Genomic DNA, 19267 nt, shown 5'->3' with positions numbered 1-19267 from the left:
AATGCGATTTGAAATTGTTCATGCAATTATTGATAAAAATAGGGGAGATACTCAAGCGGCCAACGAGGGCAGACTGTAAATCTGCTGTGTGAACTTCGCAGGTTCGAATCCTGCTCTCCCCACAGAAAAAGAAATTAAGATCTCAGATTTTAGGTTTTGTTGTTTAGAAAAACAAAAATATAAGCTTTGAAGGATTAAGTTCAGAACTCTCTGCCGGTGTAGCTCAGGGGTAGAGTGCTTCCTTGGTAAGGAAGAGGTCTCGGGTTCAATTCCCGACATTGGCTCAAGTAAGTAGGAAATTGAAAATTAATATATAACTAAGATTAAAAATTAAGTAAAATGGCAAAGGAGAATTTTAATCGTTCCAAACCGCACTTAAACATAGGTACAATTGGACACGTGGATCACGGAAAAACTACATTAACTGCAGCAATTACAAAAGTATTGTCTGATGCTGGTTACTGTCAAGCAAAATCGTTTGATCAAATCGATAACGCTCCAGAGGAGAAAGAAAGAGGTATTACTATTAATACATCTCACGTAGAGTATGAAACAGCTAACCGTCACTACGCTCACGTTGACTGTCCAGGTCACGCGGATTACGTAAAGAACATGGTTACTGGAGCTGCTCAAATGGACGGAGCTATCTTAGTAGTTGCTGCTACAGATGGTCCAATGCCACAAACTCGTGAGCACATCCTTTTAGGTCGCCAGGTTGGTATTCCTAGAATGGTAGTTTTCATGAACAAAGTTGACATGGTTGATGACGCTGAGTTATTAGAGCTTGTTGAAATGGAAATTAGAGATTTATTATCTTTCTACGAATATGATGGAGATAATGGTCCTGTTGTTCAAGGTTCTGCTTTAGGAGGATTGAATAATGATCCTGCTTGGGTTCCTAAAATTATTGAATTAATGGAAGCTGTTGATGCTTGGATCGAAGAGCCAATCCGTGATACTGCAAAACCATTCTTGATGCCAGTTGAGGATGTATTTACAATTACTGGTCGTGGAACTGTTGCTACAGGTCGTATCGAAACTGGTATTGCTAATACAGGTGATGCTGTTGAAATCATTGGAATGGGAGCTGATAAATTGACTTCTACTATTACAGGAGTTGAGATGTTCCGTAAAATCCTTGATAGAGGTGAAGCAGGAGATAACGTAGGTTTATTGTTAAGAGGTGTTGATAAAGAATCTATCAAAAGAGGAATGGTTATCATTAAGCCAGGATCAGTAAAACCACACGCTACTTTCAAAGCTGAGGTTTATATCTTGAAAAAAGAAGAAGGTGGACGTCATACTCCATTCCATAATAACTACCGTCCACAGTTCTACGTACGTACAACTGACGTAACAGGAGTTATTACTTTACCAGAAGGAGTAGAGATGGTAATGCCAGGAGACAACTTAACTATCAATGTATCTTTATTAAGCCCAATCGCAATGAGCGTAGGTTTACGTTTCGCTATCCGTGAAGGTGGTAGAACTGTAGGTGCAGGTCAGGTTACTGAAATCGTAGGATAATCCTATAAAATTATAAAAAGCCAGTTGATTTTCTTAACTGAGGTCACTGGCTTTTAATTTTAATTACGGGCGTAGTTCAAGGGTAGAATAGCGGTCTCCAAAACCGTTGATGGGGGTTCGAATCCCTCCGCCCGTGCAATAAAAAATATATCAAATGACAAAAGTTACTAATTATTTATCAGAGGCTTTCGAAGAGTTAAAGTCAAATGTTACTTGGCCTGCTTGGGCTGAGGTTCAAAAATTGACAATTGTTGTGGCTGTATTTTCGGTTTTATTTGCCTTGGCAACATGGGGAGTAGACGAATTTTTTGCAAAAGCTTTGGCTGGATTTTTTAACTGGTTAAAAGGATAATTTTTTTGTGATGGCAGATAATAATGTGAAAAAATGGTACGTAGTTAGAGCTGTAAGCGGACAAGAAAATAAAGTCAAAGCTTATATCGAAACTGAGATTGCCAGATTAGGTATGGGTGATTATGTTTCCCAAGTTTTAGTACCTACGGAAAAAGTAGTTACTGTAAAAGAAGGAAAGAAAATGTCTAAGGATAAAGTTTATTTCCCTGGATATGTTATGATCGAAGCTAACTTGGTTGGTGAGATACCTCATATTATTAAGTCTATTACTAGTGTAATTGGATTTTTAGGTGAGATCAAAGGTGGGGAACCTGTTCCTTTGAGACTTTCTGAAGTAAATAGAATGTTAGGTAAAGTAGATGAGTTAGCTGTAAATACAGATACTCGTGCTATTCCTTTCAACTTAGGTGAAACTGTTAAAGTGATCGATGGTCCTTTTAATGGATTTAATGGAACAGTTGAAAAAATAAATGATGAAAAGCGTAAACTTGAGGTTATGGTGAAAATTTTCGGAAGAAAAACTCCATTAGAATTAAGTTTTATGCAAGTTGAAAAAGTATAATTTTTGTTACATCTATAATAACCACTGTAATCGCTTCCAATGATTAGGGTGTTAAATTTTTTAAAAAATGGCTAAAGAAATTAGTAAGGTAGTTAAACTACAAGTTAAGGGAGGTGCTGCGAATCCGTCGCCACCGGTTGGACCTGCTTTAGGAGCTGCTGGGGTTAATATCATGGAGTTCTGTAAGCAGTTCAATGCTAGAACACAAGATAAACCTGGCAAAATATGCCCAGTACAAATTACTGTGTATAAAGACAAATCATTTGATTTTGTTGTAAAAACTCCTCCAGCTGCTGTCCAATTATTGGAAGCTGCAAAGCTAAAGTCTGGATCAGGTGAACCAAATCGTAAAAAAGTAGCTAGTGTTACTTGGGATGTTATCAAAGCAATTGCTGAAGATAAAATGGTAGATTTAAATGCATTCACAATCGAAGCTGCAATGAGCATGATTGCTGGAACTGCTAGGTCTATGGGTATAACTGTATCAGGAGATGCTCCTTTTTAATTAAGAGAAAGAAATGGCAAAATTAACAAAAAAGCAAAAAGAGGCTGCTTCAAAAATTGAAAAGAACAAACTATACTCTTTGAAAGATGCAGCTGCATTGATTAAAGTTATAGCTTCTGCAAAATTTGATGAGTCTGTTGATATCGCAGTTCGTTTGGGTGTAGATCCAAGAAAAGCGAATCAAATGGTTAGAGGTGTAGTTACATTACCTCACGGAACAGGTAAAGACGTTAAAGTATTAGCATTGGTTACTCCAGATAAAGAAGCGGAAGCTAAAGAAGCTGGAGCTGATTATGTAGGTCTTGACGATTATTTACAAAAAATTAAAGATGGTTGGACAGATGTTGATGTTATTATCACGATGCCAGCTGTTATGGGTAAATTAGGTCCATTAGGTCGTATTTTAGGACCTAGAGGTTTAATGCCAAACCCTAAAACAGGTACTGTAACTATGGATGTTGCAAAAGCTGTTGCAGAGGTTAAAGCTGGTAAAATTGACTTTAAAGTTGATAAAACTGGTATCGTACATGCAGGAATTGGTAAAGTTTCTTTTGGAGCTGAGCAAATTTATGACAATGCACACGAAATTATTCAAACATTAATCAAACTTAAACCAACTGCTGCTAAAGGTACCTACATTAAAGGTATTCACCTTACAAGCACTATGAGTCCTGCAATTGCATTGGACCCTAAAGCAGTATAATTGGTAGTTAATAATTTTTAGTATGACTAGAGAAGAAAAATCAATCGCGATTGAAGATTTAACTGCACAGTTAGCTGGTACAAATATTATTTATGTATCTGATATTTCTGGATTAAATGCAGAAACAACTTCAAACTTGAGAAGAGCTTGCTTTAAAGCAGGTATTAAATTAGAGGTTGTAAAAAATACTTTGCTTGCAAAAGCAATGGAAGCTTCTGCTAATGACTATGGTGATTTACCTTCAGTATTGACTGGTAATAGTGCTATATTTATTTCAGATGTTGCAAATGCACCTGGAAAAATAATTAAAGATTTCAGAAAAAAATCGGCTAAACCTGTATTAAAAGGAGCTTATATTAATTCTGAAGTTTATATTGGAGATGATCAATTAGATGCATTAGCAACTATTAAATCTAAAGAAGAACTTCTTGGAGAACTTATTGGATTATTGCAATCACCAGCACAAAGAATTATTTCTGCTTTACAAAACAAATTCGCTGGTAGCGAAGAAGAAGCTGAAGCATAATAATTCAAAGCAAGGATTTCATTCCTTGTTGCTTAATTAGCGCACAATAAATAAATTATATTTTACAAATCATTTTAAACGATAGAAAAAATGGCAGATTTGAAACAATTCGCAGAACAATTAGTTAACTTAACAGTTAAAGAAGTTAACGAATTAGCAACAATATTAAAAGACGAGTATGGTATCGAGCCTGCTGCTGCAGCTGTAGTAGTTGCTGCTGGTGGTGGAGAAGGTGCTGCTGAAGAAGCACAAACTGAATTTACAGTTGTATTAAAAGAGGCTGGAGCTTCTAAATTAGCAGTTGTAAAATTAGTAAAAGAACTTACAGGTTTAGGTTTGAAAGAAGCTAAAGATGTAGTTGACGGTGCTCCAAGTAACGTTAAAGAAGGTGTTTCTAAAGAAGAGGCTGAAGGTCTTAAAAAATCATTAGAAGAAGCTGGAGCTGTAGTTGAGCTTAAATAATTCAACTCAGTTTTAAGAACTAGGTTTAGGTCTTGAGTTAACTCAATGACCTAAACCATTTTTCGTATAATAAAATAGATCAAGTTTTATTATCAAATAGTTTAAAATACGAAAAAGTTTTTGATCAATACGAAGAAAAAAATTAAACTGTCTTATACTGGTTTATTTTAAAGATGTATTGATTATAATAAGAAAGTATAGATTAAACAGTGTGTTTTACACAAAAAAATTACTTTTTTTTAATCAAAATTTTGTCCATTGATGATAACAAATCAGACTGAAAGATTGAATTTTGCCTCTACAAAAAATATCCCTGACTATCCAGATTTTCTAGATGTTCAGGTTAAATCTTTTAAAGATTTCTTTCAATTAGAAACGAAATCTGACGAAAGAGGCAACGAAGGGTTATACAACACCTTCATGGAAAACTTCCCAATTACAGATACAAGAAATAACTTTGTATTGGAATTCCTAGATTATTTTGTTGATCCGCCACGTTATACAATTCAAGAATGTATAGAAAGAGGTCTTACTTATAGTGTGCCTTTAAAAGCAAGGTTAAAACTATACTGTACAGATCCAGAACACGAAGATTTTGAAACTATTGTACAAGACGTTTATCTTGGAACAATACCTTACATGACTCCAAGCGGTACTTTTGTTATCAATGGTGCTGAGCGTGTAGTAGTATCTCAGCTACACCGTTCTCCTGGGGTTTTCTTTGGACAATCATTCCATGCAAATGGAACAAAACTTTATTCTGCCAGAGTAATTCCTTTTAAAGGTTCTTGGATAGAATTTTCTACAGATATTAACAGCGTAATGTACGCTTATATCGATAGAAAGAAAAAATTACCTGTAACAACTTTATTCCGTGCAATTGGATTCGAAAGAGATAAGGATATCCTTGAAATTTTCGACTTAGCAGAGGAAATTAAAGTTTCTAAAACTGGTATTAAGAAATATATTGGAAGAAGACTTGCTGCGCGTGTATTGAATACATGGCACGAGGATTTCGTTGATGAAGATACCGGTGAGGTAGTTTCTATCGAGCGTAACGAAATCATCCTTGATCGTGATACAATTATCGACAAAGATAATGTTGAAGAAATCATCGATTCTAACGTTAAATCTATTTTGTTACACAAAGAGGATAATAACCAAGCTGATTATGCTATTATCCACAACACGTTACAAAAAGATCCAACAAACTCTGAAAAAGAAGCTGTTGAGCATATTTACAGACAATTGCGTAATGCAGAACCGCCTGATGAAGAAACTGCTCGTGGTATTATAGATAAATTGTTCTTCTCTGATCAACGTTATAACTTAGGTGAAGTTGGTCGTTACAGAATGAACAAAAAACTTGGTTTGGATATTCCTATGGAAAAGCAAGTGCTTACCAAAGAAGATATCATTACCATTGTAAAATATTTGATCGAATTAATTAACTCTAAAGCAGAGATTGATGATATTGATCACTTATCAAACCGTCGTGTTAGAACAGTTGGAGAACAATTGTCTCAACAATTCGGTGTAGGTTTAGCACGTATGGCTAGAACTATCCGTGAGAGAATGAACGTTAGAGATAACGAGGTGTTTACACCAATCGATTTGATTAATGCTAAAACATTATCATCGGTTATCAACTCTTTCTTTGGTACTAACCAGTTATCTCAATTTATGGATCAAACGAATCCATTAGCTGAGATTACACACAAAAGAAGACTTTCTGCACTTGGACCAGGTGGACTTTCGAGAGAGAGAGCTGGATTTGAGGTTCGTGACGTTCACTATACACACTATGGTCGTTTATGTCCGATTGAAACTCCAGAGGGACCAAACATTGGTTTGATTTCATCTCTTGGTGTTTATGCAAAAGTTAACGGAATGGGATTCATTGAAACTCCATACCGTAAAGTAACTAATGGTGTAGTTGATTTAGAAAGTACTCCAATTTACTTAAGTGCTGAAGAAGAAGAAGGAAAAATGATTGCTCAGGCAAACATTGAAATGGATGAAAATGGTAAAATTACAGCAAGCAATGTTATTGCTCGTGAGGAAGGTGACTTCCCGGTTGTTGAGCCATCTGTAGTTCATTATACAGACGTTGCACCTAACCAAATTGCTTCGATTTCGGCTTCATTGATTCCTTTCTTGGAACATGATGATGCGAATAGAGCCTTGATGGGATCTAACATGATGCGTCAGGCGGTTCCTTTGATCCGTCCGGAAGCACCAATCGTTGGTACAGGTTTAGAGCGTCAGGTAGCTTCAGATTCAAGAGTATTAATCAATGCTGAAGGGCATGGAACTGTTGAATATGTTGATGCTAATATCATTACTATTAAATACGATCGTACTGAAGACGAGAGAATGGTTAGTTTTGATGCTGATGAGAAAACGTATAATTTAATTAAATTTAGAAAAACCAATCAAGGTACTAGTATTAACTTGAAGCCAATCGTAAGAAAAGGTGACAGAGTTATTCCTGGACAAGTATTATCTGAAGGATATGCGACTCAAAATGGTGAATTAGCTTTAGGTAGAAACTTAAAAGTTGCGTTCATGCCATGGAAAGGGTACAACTTCGAGGATGCGATTGTAATTTCTGAAAAAGTAGTTCGTGATGATATTTTTACTTCTATCCACGTTGATGATTATTCATTAGAGGTTAGAGATACTAAGTTAGGAAATGAAGAGTTAACAAACGATATTCCTAACGTTTCTGAAGAAGCTACTAAAGATTTAGATGAAAACGGTATGATCAGAATTGGAGCAGAGGTTAAACCTGGCGACATTTTGATCGGAAAAATTACACCAAAAGGAGAATCAGATCCTACTCCGGAAGAGAAATTGCTTCGCGCAATCTTTGGGGATAAAGCAGGTGATGTAAAAGATGCTTCATTAAAAGCTTCTCCATCTTTACACGGTGTAGTTCTTGATAAAAAATTATTTGCAAGAGCCGTAAAAGATAAACGTAAACGTACTCAGGATAAAGATGCTTTAGGTGCTTTAGAAATGGAATTCGAAACTAAATTTGTTGAATTAAAAGACAGATTGGTTGAGAAATTATTCTTGATCGTAAACGGAAAAACATCTCAAGGTGTAATGAATGATTTGGGTGAAGAAGTTTTACCAAAAGGTAAAAAATATACTCAAAAAATGCTTTACGCAGTAGAAGATTTTGCTCACTTAAGCAAAGGTCAATGGGTTGCTGATGATGCTACTAATAAAATGGTGAATGATTTAATTCATAACTATAAAATTAAGCTGAATGACTTACAAGGATCTTTAAGAAGAGAAAAATTCACTATTACAGTTGGAGATGAATTACCATCTGGAATCTTGAAATTAGCGAAAATTTATATCGCTAAAAAACGTAAGTTGAAAGTAGGGGATAAAATGGCAGGACGTCACGGTAACAAAGGTATTGTTGCAAGAATCGTTCGTCATGAAGATATGCCTTTCCTTGAAGACGGAACACCGGTAGATATCGTATTGAATCCACTGGGGGTACCTTCACGTATGAACATTGGTCAGATTTATGAGACTGTTCTTGGATGGGCTGGACAAAATTTAGGTAGAAAATTTGCTACTCCAATTTTTGATGGTGCTTCTTTAGATCAAATCAATGCTTTGACTGATGAGGCTGGAGTGCCACGTTTCGGACATACACACCTTTATGATGGTGGTACTGGAGAGCGTTTCCATCAAGCTGCAACTGTGGGTGTAATTTACATGCTTAAATTAGGACACATGGTTGATGATAAGATGCACGCACGTTCTATCGGACCATACTCGTTGATTACACAACAGCCACTTGGAGGTAAAGCTCAATTTGGAGGTCAGCGTTTTGGAGAGATGGAGGTTTGGGCACTTGAGGCTTATGGAGCATCAAGTACACTTCGTGAAATCTTAACAGTTAAGTCGGATGACGTTATTGGTAGAGCTAAAACTTACGAAGCTATCGTTAAGGGAGAGTCTATGCCAGAACCAGGATTACCTGAATCATTCAATGTATTAATGCATGAATTAAAAGGTCTTGGACTTGACATTCGTTTAGAAGAATAAATAAAGTTTTCAGTTACAGTCTCAGTATTCAGTTCAACACTGAAAGCTGAGACTGAAGCTGTTTATTAAAATAAAGTTTTTAGGATTTATACCCGTAACCCGTTCCGATTTTTTACTTAAACCTTTAAGGTTTGTAATTAGCACTTCAAAATCGACGTTTGAAGTTTAGAGAAGTAATCCGTGGTAGTGACTTGATGGTTTTACTCTTTTTAAAGAGAAGGTTATAAGTTAAAATCAATTTTTTAATTGCAGATAAATCAATAGTAAAAACTATGATGAATAATAGAAATAATAATAAAGATAAAAATCCGGTTAAAAGATTTAACAAAATCTCGATTGGATTAGCTTCACCAGAATCTATCTTGAAAGAATCAAGAGGAGAGGTGTTGAAACCAGAAACAATTAACTACAGAACTCACAAACCAGAACGTGACGGACTTTTTTGCGAAAGAATCTTCGGACCTGTTAAGGATTTTGAATGTGCTTGTGGTAAATATAAAAGAATTCGTTACAAAGGTATCATCTGTGACCGTTGTGGTGTTGAAGTTACAGAGAAAAAAGTACGTCGTGACAGAGTAGGACACATCAACCTTGTTGTGCCAATTGCTCACATCTGGTACTTCCGTTCTCTTCCAAACAAAATTGGTTATATCCTTGGTCTTCCATCTAAGAAATTAGATATGATCATTTACTACGAAAGATATGTAGTAATTCAAGCTGGTATTGCTAAAAATGCAGATGGAGAATCATTACAAAGATTAGATTTCTTAACTGAAGAGGAATATTTGAATATTTTAGATACTCTTCCGCAAGAAAATCAATATTTAGATGATATGGATCCTAATAAATTTGTTGCCAAAATGGGAGCAGAGTGTATTATGGATTTATTAGCACGTATCGATTTAGATGAGTTGTCTTACCAATTGAGACACAGTGCTAATAACGAAACATCTAAACAACGTAAAACTGAAGCTTTAAAAAGATTACAAGTTGTTGAGTCTTTCCGTGAGTCTAACTTAAACCGCGAAAATCGTCCAGAATGGATGATTATGAAAGTGGTTCCTGTTATTCCACCAGAATTACGTCCGCTTGTGCCACTTGATGGAGGTCGTTTTGCAACTTCAGATTTAAATGATTTATACCGTCGTGTAATCATCCGTAACAACCGTTTGAAAAGATTAATGGAGATTAAAGCTCCAGAAGTTATCTTAAGAAACGAGAAACGTATGTTACAGGAATCTGTAGATTCATTATTTGATAACACTCGTAAAGCTTCTGCTGTTAAAACAGAATCTAACAGACCATTAAAATCATTATCTGATTCCTTAAAAGGTAAGCAAGGACGTTTCCGTCAAAACTTACTTGGAAAACGTGTGGATTATTCTGCTCGTTCGGTAATTGTTGTTGGTCCTGAATTAAAATTATTCGAATGTGGATTGCCAAAAGATATGGCATCTGAATTATACAAACCTTTCGTTATCCGTAAATTGATTGAAAGAGGTATTGTTAAAACAGTAAAATCTGCTAAGAAAATCATAGACAAAAAAGAGCCTGTAGTTTGGGATATCCTTGAAAATGTAATTAAAGGACACCCAGTGTTACTTAACCGTGCTCCTACGTTACACAGACTTGGTATTCAAGCTTTCCAGCCAAAATTAATTGAAGGAAAAGCGATCCAATTGCACCCATTAGTATGTACGGCTTTCAACGCCGATTTTGATGGGGATCAGATGGCAGTTCACTTGCCATTAGGACCAGAAGCTATTTTAGAGGCACAATTATTAATGTTGGCTTCTCACAATATCCTGAATCCTGCAAACGGTGCTCCAATTACGGTACCTTCTCAGGATATGGTCTTGGGTCTATATTATATGACCAAAGAGCGTATCTCAACACCAGAACACATTATTTTAGGTCAAGACTTAACATTCTATTCTGCTGAAGAAGTAAATATTGCATTAAACGAAGGAAGATTAGAATTGAATGCTCGTGTAAGAATCAGAGCAAAAGATTTTAATGACGCTGGAGAATTGGTGTTTAAAATTATTCAAACAACTGCAGGACGTGTATTATTTAATGAAGTAGTACCTGAAGCAGCTGGATATATCAATGATGTATTGACTAAGAAAAACCTTAGAGATATTATTGGACACATTTTAAGTGTGACTGATGTACCTACAACGGCAGCTTTCTTGGATAATATGAAAGATATGGGGTATAAATTTGCATTTAGAGGAGGTTTATCATTCTCTTTAGGTGATATTAGAATTCCAGAACAAAAAACTAAATTAATTGCAGATGCCAGAGAGCAAGTTGAAGGTATTTCTGTGAATTATAACATGGGTCTTATTACCAATAACGAACGTTACAACCAAGTTATTGACGTATGGACTTCAGCAAATGCTCAGTTGACAGAATTAGCAATGAAAAATATTAGAGAAGACCAACAAGGTTTCAACTCTGTATATATGATGCTTGACTCTGGAGCGAGGGGTTCTAAGGAACAGATTCGTCAGTTAACTGGTATGCGTGGTTTGATGGCTAAGCCTAAAAAATCTACTGCTGGTGGTGGTGAGATTATTGAAAACCCGATTCTTTCTAACTTTAAGGAAGGTCTTTCGATCCTTGAGTACTTCATTTCTACTCACGGTGCTCGTAAAGGACTTGCGGATACGGCTCTTAAAACTGCCGATGCCGGATACTTGACAAGAAGGCTTCATGACGTATCACAAGATGTTATTGTAAACATCGAAGATTGTGGTACTTTAAGAGGTGTTGAAGTTTCTGCATTGAAGAAAAATGAGGAAGTTGTTGAATCTTTAGGAGAAAGAATTTTAGGACGTGTTGCATTGCAAGATGTTATTAATCCTCTTACTAATGAAGTTCTGGTTCAATCTGGACAACAAATTACTGAAGCAATCATGAGAGTTATCGAAGCTTCTCCGATTGAAAAAGTAGAGGTTAGATCTCCATTAACTTGTGAGGCTTTAAAAGGTATTTGTGCTAAATGTTACGGTAGAAACTTAGCTACTGGTAAGATGACACAAAGAGGTGAAGCTGTCGGAGTTATTGCAGCTCAGTCTATTGGAGAGCCAGGTACACAGTTAACACTTCGTACGTTCCACGTTGGAGGGGTTGCTGGAGGTATTTCTGAAGAGTCTAGTATTGTTACAAGATTCAACGGTAGACTTGAGATTGAAGATTTGAAAACTGTAAAAGGTGAAGACAGTGAAGGTAATGCGGTAGATATCGTAGTATCACGTTCAACTGAATTAAAATTAGTTGATGAGAAAACTGGAATCGTTTTAAATACACACAACATTCCTTACGGATCTAGTATTTTTGTTAAGGATGGTGAAGTAGTTACTAAAGGATCTGTGATCTGTAAGTGGGATCCATATAATGGTGTAATTGTTTCTGAATTTACTGGTAAGATTGCTTACGAGGATTTAGAGCAAGGACAATCGTTCATGGTTGAAATCGATGAGCAAACAGGTTTCCAGGAAAAAGTAATTTCTGAAGCAAGAAATAAAAAATTAATCCCAACTTTATTGGTTTACGGTAAAGAAGGTGAATTGATTCGTTCGTATAACTTACCAGTAGGGGCACACCTTATGGTTGAGAACGGTGAGAAAATTAAAGCAGGTAAAGTATTAGTAAAAATTCCACGTCGTTCTTCTAAAGCAGGCGATATCACGGGAGGTTTACCAAGAATTACTGAGTTGCTTGAGGCTCGTAACCCTTCAAACCCAGCAGTTGTTTCTGAAATTGACGGTGTTGTTTCTTTTGGAAAAATCAAAAGAGGTAACCGTGAAATTGTTATCGAATCTAAATTTGGTGAGATTAAAAAGTATTTAGTTAAACTTTCTAGCCAAATCTTAGTACAAGAAAATGACTTCGTAAGAGCAGGAGTGCCATTGTCTGACGGTGCAATTACACCAGACGACATCTTAAGAATTCAAGGTCCGGCTGCTGTTCAACAGTACTTGGTAAATGAAATTCAAGAGGTATACCGTTTACAAGGGGTAAAAATTAATGACAAGCACTTTGAGGTAGTTATTCGTCAAATGATGCGTAAAGTAAGAGTTCAAGATCCAGGAGATACATTATTCCTAGAAGATCAATTAATTCACACTAAAGATTTCATCGTTCAAAACGATAAATTATACGGTATGAAAGTAGTTGAAGACGCTGGAGATTCTGCTGTATTGAAACCAGGTCAAATTATTTCTCCTCGTGATTTACGTGATGAAAACTCATTGTTGAAACGAAATGATAAAAATCTAGTTGTAGCTAGAGATGTAATTACTGCAACTGCAACGCCAGTTTTACAAGGTATTACAAGAGCTTCGCTACAAACTAAATCATTCATCTCTGCTGCTTCTTTCCAAGAGACAACAAAAGTACTTAACGAAGCTGCTGTAGCTGGTAAAGTAGATGATTTAGAAGGATTGAAAGAAAATGTAATTGTTGGACACAGAATTCCTGCGGGAACTGGTATGAGAGAATACGATAATACTATCGTAGGATCTAAAGATGATTACAATGAAATGATGGCTAATAAAGAAGAATATATTTATTAATTAGGAAACTATGAGTAATCCGAAACAACAACAAGAGCAAATTAATATTGAGTTAGACGAAACTATTGCAGAGGGAATTTATTCTAATCTTGCAATTATCAATCACTCATCATCAGAGTTTGTTTTAGATTTTGTAAGCATTATGCCAGGTATTCCTAAAGCCAAGGTAAAGTCAAGAATTGTCTTGACACCACAACATGCTAAAAGATTATTAAAAGCAATTGGTGAAAACATTCATCGTTTTGAGGCAGCCCATGGCGAAATCAAAGAGACAGAACAAGCGCCAATACCGCTTAATTTTGGTCCGGCAGGACAAGCATAAAATTAAAAGCCCCATTTAATGGGGCTTTTTTGTTTTATAGCAATAATGACAGAGATGTATTTCAACTGATTTAGGTCTACTTTCATCGACTAAATTTTTTATTTTAATTCTATTTTTCTACTTTGGTTTCTCCTAATAGAAAAGATTAATTTTTGGAATATAATAACTAGTAAGGTTGGATTAATTCAAATTAAAAAAAAGCGCTAATTATAAATTAGCGCTTTTTTTATGATTACTGGTTTAGTTCTGAGACAGAAACACTATCGGTGTTAAAATCAATTTTCGTGTCTTCCCAACCTTTTTATTAAAAATGTACTCTATTTAAGTAATAAGAATCTGCAAAAGATTTTAAATTTAAAAAAGTACAACATGAAAAATAAATTCACTTTAGAGATAGCAAGCCCTTGTTCAGAAAATTTTAATAAAATGATTCCAAGTGCAACTGGTTCTTTTTGTAACTCATGTGCAAAAAACGTTATTGATTTAAGCAAGAAATCAAATTCTGAAGTGGCTAAATTTATTGCAGAAACTAAAGATGTAAGTATTTGTGCGCGTTTGAGAGTAACACAATTAGAGCAGGAGTTTGAATATAATGAAATTTCTAAAATTAATAATTTGAAATATGCAGCAGTAGCCGCATCAATTTTATTAGCTTCTAATGTTGTTGGGCAAGAAAAAACAATGGTTAAAACTGAAATAAGCTCTCCAAAACCTGGCAATTATTTAATGGGTAAAGTAGCCTATAATCATAACGTTGATAAAGAATTGTTGATAACCGTCAAGGGAAAATTACTAGATGCTAAAACGAATAAACCATTTGCCAGTAAAGATTACCCAAACTTGGTACTTGAAATTAATGGTTCAGGAAGAACATTTAGGACAAATTCTAAAACTGGCGAATTTTCAATTCCTGTACAAGTTTTAAAAAACAGCAAAAGTTTTATGATTACCATTACGGGAGATGATTATTATCTTTCAAAAGAGATCCCTTTTGCCGTAGAGTCAGTTAAGAATAATATATTATTGCAAGATATAATCATTGCTGAAGATGAGCTTACTAAAATTATGATTGCCGGAGGATTAGGAATTAATTATATTAAGGACAAGTAATATTTTAAATTAAAAGACCGTCTAAATAAGTTTAGACGGTCTTTTTATGGTTTTATCTTTTGGACGAAATATTATTCAAACTCTGATGTGAAGAATAATTTTACACTAGGGTATTTACTTTGTGTCATTTGAATTGTAAAATCAGAATCAGCCAAAAATACCAGTTGACCGTATTTATCGTGTGCTAAGAATTTTTGTTTGATACGTTTGAATTCTTTAAATTCATTGTTTTTAGCATCATCAGGTTTTACCCAACATGCTTTATGAACAGGGAAGTTTTCATAAGTACATTTTGCACCATATTCATGTTCCAGACGATATTGAATAACCTCATATTGAAGAGCTCCAACAGTTCCAATTACTTTACGATTATTCATTTCAAGTGTAAATAACTGCGCTACACCTTCATCCATTAACTGATCGATACCTTTGTCAAGCTGTTTTGCTTTCATAGGATCGGCATTGTTGATGTATCTAAAGTGCTCTGGAGAGAAACTTGGGATTCCTTTGAAACTCATTATTTCACCTTCAGTTAAAGTATCACCAATTTTAAAGTTTCCGGTATCATGCAAACCTACAATGTCACCAGGATATGAAATGTCTACAATTTCTTTTTTCTCAGCAAAAAAGGCATTCGGACTTGAAAATTTTAAATTTTTCTTTTGACGAACGTGATAATAAGGTTTGTTTCTTTCGAAAGTTCCTGAAACTATTTTGATAAATGCTAAACGATCTCGGTGTTTTGGATCCATATTAGCGTGAATTTTAAATACAAATCCAGTCATTTTCTCTTCAGTAGGATCTACTAAACGAGTTTCAGAATCTTTTGGTCGTGGAGAAGGAGCGATAGATACAAAACAATCTAATAATTCGCGTACTCCAAAATTATTTAAAGCCGAACCAAAAAATACTGGTTGAAGTTTTCCATCTAAATAATCCTGACGATCAAATTTAGGATAAACTTCATCAATTAGTTCTAGTTCTTCACGTAATCTGTCTGCTGGTTTCTGACCAATTATTTTTTCTAATTCAGGATTTTGAACATCAGAAAAAGCAATTGTTTCTTCAATATTTTTTCTACTGTCTCCACTAAAAAGATTGATGTTTTGTTCCCATAGATTATAAATTCCCTGAAAATCATAACCCATTCCTATTGGAAAACTTAAAGGCGTAACGGTTAGACCTAATTTTTGTTCTACTTCATCCATTAAGTCAAAAGCATCTTTTCCTTCACGGTCTAATTTATTGATAAAAACAATCATCGGAATGTTACGCATTCTACAAACTGCAACTAATTTTTCAGTTTGTTCCTCAACCCCTTTTGCAACATCAATTACCACGATAACACTATCAACAGCCGTTAAAGTTCTAAAAGTGTCTTCTGCAAAATCCTTGTGTCCGGGCGTATCAAGAATATTGATTTTTTTGTCTTTATAATTAAAAGCAAGTACAGAGGTTGAAACCGAAATACCTCTTTGGCGTTCGATTTCCATGAAATCACTCGTTGCTCCTTTTTTAATTTTATTATTTTTTACGGCACCCGCTTCCTGAATAGCGCCTCCAAACAACAATAATTTTTCAGTTAATGTTGTTTTACCGGCATCGGGATGCGATATAATTCCAAATGTTCTTCTGCGTTGTATTTCTTTTAAAAAGCTCATATTTCGTATAAATAGGTTGCAAAAGTACTATTAATTACTGCCATTTAAAAATAAATAAGTTTCTGTTTTTAGTATTGCAGGATTGGTTTCTGACTGAAATTGCTATTAAAAATCCTTTAGAAATTTCTTTTTGCTGTATTCGTTTTAATAATGCATATAATTTTTTGTTAATAGTATAGCCGATAGTTGTATTATGTAATTGAATTGTTATTTTTGTTCGTTATAAGTTAAAAAGAACTAGATCTTAATTATTTAGTGTTTTCAGGTTTATTCATTGGAGATGCATTTTAAAATGATTTTGGTTTAAAACGAAATTCTAAAGCAAGATCTTTACATTCAAATTAAATTTAAAATAATGTTATTAAAAAAATTACCGCTAAAAACAATTGATTTCAAGTTAGTGTTGACAATGTGTTTTTTATTTTTTTTCAGCTCAATTATTTCGGCTCAGGAAGTCATTAAGGATTCAGTAGCTAAGAAACCGGTTGGAGTTGTGCCTTCAGGGCAGAAACTAAAAATTGACGGTATTATTGCAAATGTTGGAGATTATATTGTTTTAGATTCTGATATTGACAAGGGATATTTAGAAATTTCAAGCCAAGGAGGTTCTATAAAAGATATTACAAGATGCCAAATGCTTGGAAAACTTTTAGAAGATAAGCTTTACGCACATCAGGCAATTCAGGATAGTATTGTTGTTAGTGATGCCGAAGTTAAAGGAATGATGGATGAACGATTGAATTATATGCTTCAACAAGTTGGAGATATCAATAAAGTTGTCGCTTATTACAAAAAGAATTCAGTAGAAGAGTTTAAAACTTATTTTGCTGACATATTAAAAGAGCAAAAATTAGCTCAAGAGATGACGAAGAAAATTGTTGATGCTGTAGAAATTACACCAGAAGAAGTTCGTAATTTCTTTAAAAAAATACCGAAAGATGAGTTGCCAACTTTTGGAGCAGAAATGGAAGTTGCACAGATTGTTGTAGAACCTAAAGTTTCGAAAGAAGACGAACAAAAGGTAATTGACAGATTAAATGCAATCAAAAAAGAGGTATTAGAAGGATCTAGCTTTGCAACAAAAGCAGTTTTGTATTCCCAAGATCCAGCATCCTCACCAAACGGAGGTTTTTATAAAATGACAAGAAAAACTCCTTTCGTAAAAGAGTTTAAAGATGTTGCTTTTAGTTTAGGCGAAGGAGAAATTTCAGATCCTTTTAAAACTATTTTTGGATATCATATTATTATGGTAGATAAAATAAAAGGACAAGAAGTTGAATTGCGTCATATATTAATTGCACCAACTGTTTCTGAAAATGCATTAAAAGATGCTAAAGAAAGAATTACAAATATCAGAAATAAGATTATTAGCAAAGAAATTTCTTTTGCAGATGCTGCGAGAACAGAATCTGATGAAAAAGAAACAAGAGCAAATGGAGGAACTTTAGTGAATCCTAATACTCAGGATACACGTTTTGAATTGACAAAAATGGATCCTACTTTATACGGACAGGTTTCGAATTTAAAAGACGATGAAGTTTCTCAGCCAATTTTAAATACAGACGATAAAGGTAAAAAGACTTATAAGTTAATTACAGTTACCAATAGAATTGATCAGCACGTTGCAGATTACGCTAAAGATTATACGAAAATTAAAGAATTAGCATTGAAAGAAAAACAAATCACAACAATCTCAAAGTGGTTTGATACTAAAATAAAAGATACTTATATTAAAATTGTTGGAGAGTACAGAGATTGTAATTTTGTATACAATTGGTTGAAAAAATAATTTTTATTAAATAAATAAAAAGAGTTAGTTTTATGAATTCATAGAGCTAACTCTTTTTAAATTTAAAAACATACTTAAATGTCTGACGTAGCAGCAATTCATAATTTAGTTCAAAAACGAAATGAATTAAAAAACGAAATAGCAAAAATTATTGTAGGCCAAGATGCAGTTGTAGATCAAATTTTACTTTGTATATTTTCAGGTGGACATGCCCTGTTAATTGGTGTTCCGGGTTTGGCAAAAACATTAATGATAAATACTTTGTCTCAGGCTTTAGGTTTAGATTTTAAAAGAATTCAGTTTACTCCGGATTTAATGCCTTCTGATATTTTAGGTAGTGAAATTTTAGACGAAAACAGACAGTTTAAATTCATCAAAGGGCCAATTTTTTCGAATATAATTCTGGCCGATGAGATTAATAGAACTCCACCTAAAACGCAAGCAGCTTTGCTTGAAGCAATGCAGGAACGTTCAGTAACAATTGCAGGGCAAAACTATAAATTAGATTTACCATACTTTGTTTTAGCAACACAAAACCCAATTGAGCAAGAAGGAACATATCCTTTACCGGAAGCTCAGTTAGATCGTTTTATGTTTGCAATCAAACTGGAATATCCAACTTTTGAAGAAGAAGTACAAGTTGTAAAACGTACAACTTCTGACGCTAAAACAACTATAAATCCATTGTTTACAGCTCAGGAAATTATCGATTTTCAACATTTGATTCGTAGAATTCCTGTTGCTGATAATGTAATTGAATATGCGGTAACTTTAGTTAGTAAAACACGTCCTGATAATGCTTTGTCAAATGATTTTGTTAAGAATTATTTAGATTGGGGAGCAGGGCCAAGAGCCTCTCAAAACCTAATTTTGGCAGCAAAAGCACATGCCGCTTTTAATGGCAAATTTTCTCCGGATATTGAAGATGTTAAAGCAGTAGCAACCGGAATTTTGAGACATAGAATTATTAAAAACTACAAAGCAGATGCTGAAGGAATAACAGAAGAGATTATTATTCAGAAACTAATGTAAGTTTTGTATAAAAAATATAAAAAGCCTAATAGATGTAAAAATCTATTAGGCTTTCTTTT

The 19267-nt window shown here is 34.4% G+C and carries 14 protein-coding genes and 3 tRNA genes; 16 read left to right on the top strand and 1 reads right to left on the bottom strand.

What is annotated here, in order from left to right; translation table 11 throughout:
* The first annotated feature begins 41 nt into the window (after window positions 1-41).
* The 14 genes from ACHRVZ_RS19235 (at window position 42) to ACHRVZ_RS19170 (ending at window position 14726) form a co-directional block, all read left to right on the top strand.
* A tRNA-Tyr gene (locus tag ACHRVZ_RS19235) sits at window positions 42-122 on the top strand.
* Window positions 123-212: 90 nt separating this feature from the next.
* Window positions 213-284, top strand: a tRNA-Thr gene (locus tag ACHRVZ_RS19230).
* 55 nt (window positions 285-339) lie between these two features.
* On the top strand, window positions 340-1527 hold the full coding sequence (tuf, locus tag ACHRVZ_RS19225) for an elongation factor Tu (RefSeq protein ID WP_127340289.1): 1188 nt from the start codon (window positions 340-342) through the stop codon (window positions 1525-1527).
* A 65-nt stretch (window positions 1528-1592) separates the two neighbouring features.
* Window positions 1593-1663, top strand: a tRNA-Trp gene (locus ACHRVZ_RS19220).
* 18 nt (window positions 1664-1681) lie between these two features.
* On the top strand, window positions 1682-1879 hold the full coding sequence (gene secE / locus ACHRVZ_RS19215; RefSeq protein WP_041517377.1) for a preprotein translocase subunit SecE: 198 nt from the start codon (window positions 1682-1684) through the stop codon (window positions 1877-1879).
* Between the two features lie 10 nt (window positions 1880-1889).
* On the top strand, window positions 1890-2441 hold the full coding sequence (gene nusG / locus ACHRVZ_RS19210) for a transcription termination/antitermination protein NusG (protein ID WP_271334895.1): 552 nt from the start codon (window positions 1890-1892) through the stop codon (window positions 2439-2441).
* Window positions 2442-2508: 67 nt separating this feature from the next.
* Complete coding sequence (gene rplK / locus ACHRVZ_RS19205; protein WP_166919979.1) at window positions 2509-2946, top strand: 50S ribosomal protein L11; 438 nt, start codon at window positions 2509-2511, stop codon at window positions 2944-2946.
* Window positions 2947-2959: 13 nt separating this feature from the next.
* The gene (rplA, locus tag ACHRVZ_RS19200) at window positions 2960-3649 is read left to right on the top strand and encodes a 50S ribosomal protein L1 (RefSeq protein ID WP_007807440.1); all 690 of its coding nucleotides are present in this window, start codon (window positions 2960-2962) and stop codon (window positions 3647-3649) included.
* 22 nt (window positions 3650-3671) lie between these two features.
* A complete protein-coding gene (gene rplJ / locus ACHRVZ_RS19195; RefSeq protein WP_041517376.1) occupies window positions 3672-4175 on the top strand; it encodes a 50S ribosomal protein L10 in 504 nt (167 codons plus the stop codon).
* Window positions 4176-4265: 90 nt separating this feature from the next.
* On the top strand, window positions 4266-4637 hold the full coding sequence (gene rplL, locus ACHRVZ_RS19190; protein ID WP_007807437.1) for a 50S ribosomal protein L7/L12: 372 nt from the start codon (window positions 4266-4268) through the stop codon (window positions 4635-4637).
* A 261-nt stretch (window positions 4638-4898) separates the two neighbouring features.
* A complete protein-coding gene (gene rpoB / locus ACHRVZ_RS19185; protein ID WP_395424500.1) occupies window positions 4899-8711 on the top strand; it encodes a DNA-directed RNA polymerase subunit beta in 3813 nt (1270 codons plus the stop codon).
* A gap of 272 nt (window positions 8712-8983) precedes the next feature.
* Complete coding sequence (gene rpoC, locus ACHRVZ_RS19180; protein ID WP_395424498.1) at window positions 8984-13294, top strand: DNA-directed RNA polymerase subunit beta'; 4311 nt, start codon at window positions 8984-8986, stop codon at window positions 13292-13294.
* A gap of 10 nt (window positions 13295-13304) precedes the next feature.
* On the top strand, window positions 13305-13616 hold the full coding sequence (locus ACHRVZ_RS19175; protein WP_072959407.1) for a DUF3467 domain-containing protein: 312 nt from the start codon (window positions 13305-13307) through the stop codon (window positions 13614-13616).
* Between the two features lie 369 nt (window positions 13617-13985).
* Window positions 13986-14726 (top strand): hypothetical protein, encoded by a 741-nt coding sequence (locus tag ACHRVZ_RS19170; RefSeq protein ID WP_395424497.1) that lies wholly within the window; start codon window positions 13986-13988, stop codon window positions 14724-14726.
* 71 nt (window positions 14727-14797) lie between these two features.
* Here the strand turns inward: ACHRVZ_RS19170 and ACHRVZ_RS19165 are convergent, their stop codons facing one another.
* On the bottom strand, window positions 14798-16387 hold the full coding sequence (locus ACHRVZ_RS19165) for a peptide chain release factor 3 (RefSeq protein WP_395424495.1): 1590 nt from the start codon (window positions 16385-16387) through the stop codon (window positions 14798-14800).
* Between the two features lie 355 nt (window positions 16388-16742).
* Between ACHRVZ_RS19165 and ACHRVZ_RS19160 the strand changes: the two genes are divergently transcribed.
* Both ACHRVZ_RS19160 and ACHRVZ_RS19155 read left to right on the top strand, forming a co-directional pair.
* Window positions 16743-18176 carry a peptidylprolyl isomerase gene (locus tag ACHRVZ_RS19160; protein ID WP_395424494.1) on the top strand — a complete coding sequence of 478 codons (1434 nt, stop codon included), beginning with the start codon at window positions 16743-16745 and terminating at the stop codon, window positions 18174-18176.
* Window positions 18177-18254: 78 nt separating this feature from the next.
* Entirely contained in the window at window positions 18255-19208 is a 954-nt protein-coding gene (locus tag ACHRVZ_RS19155) for an AAA family ATPase (RefSeq protein WP_395424493.1), read from the top strand.
* Window positions 19209-19267 lie beyond the last annotated feature (59 nt).

The sequence above is a fragment of the Flavobacterium sp. FlaQc-57 genome (assembly GCF_044007395.1).
In the GTDB taxonomy this organism is placed as follows: domain Bacteria; phylum Bacteroidota; class Bacteroidia; order Flavobacteriales; family Flavobacteriaceae; genus Flavobacterium.
Note: the sequence above shows the minus strand (reverse complement) of the source record. Positions and strands in the feature narration are given on the sequence as shown.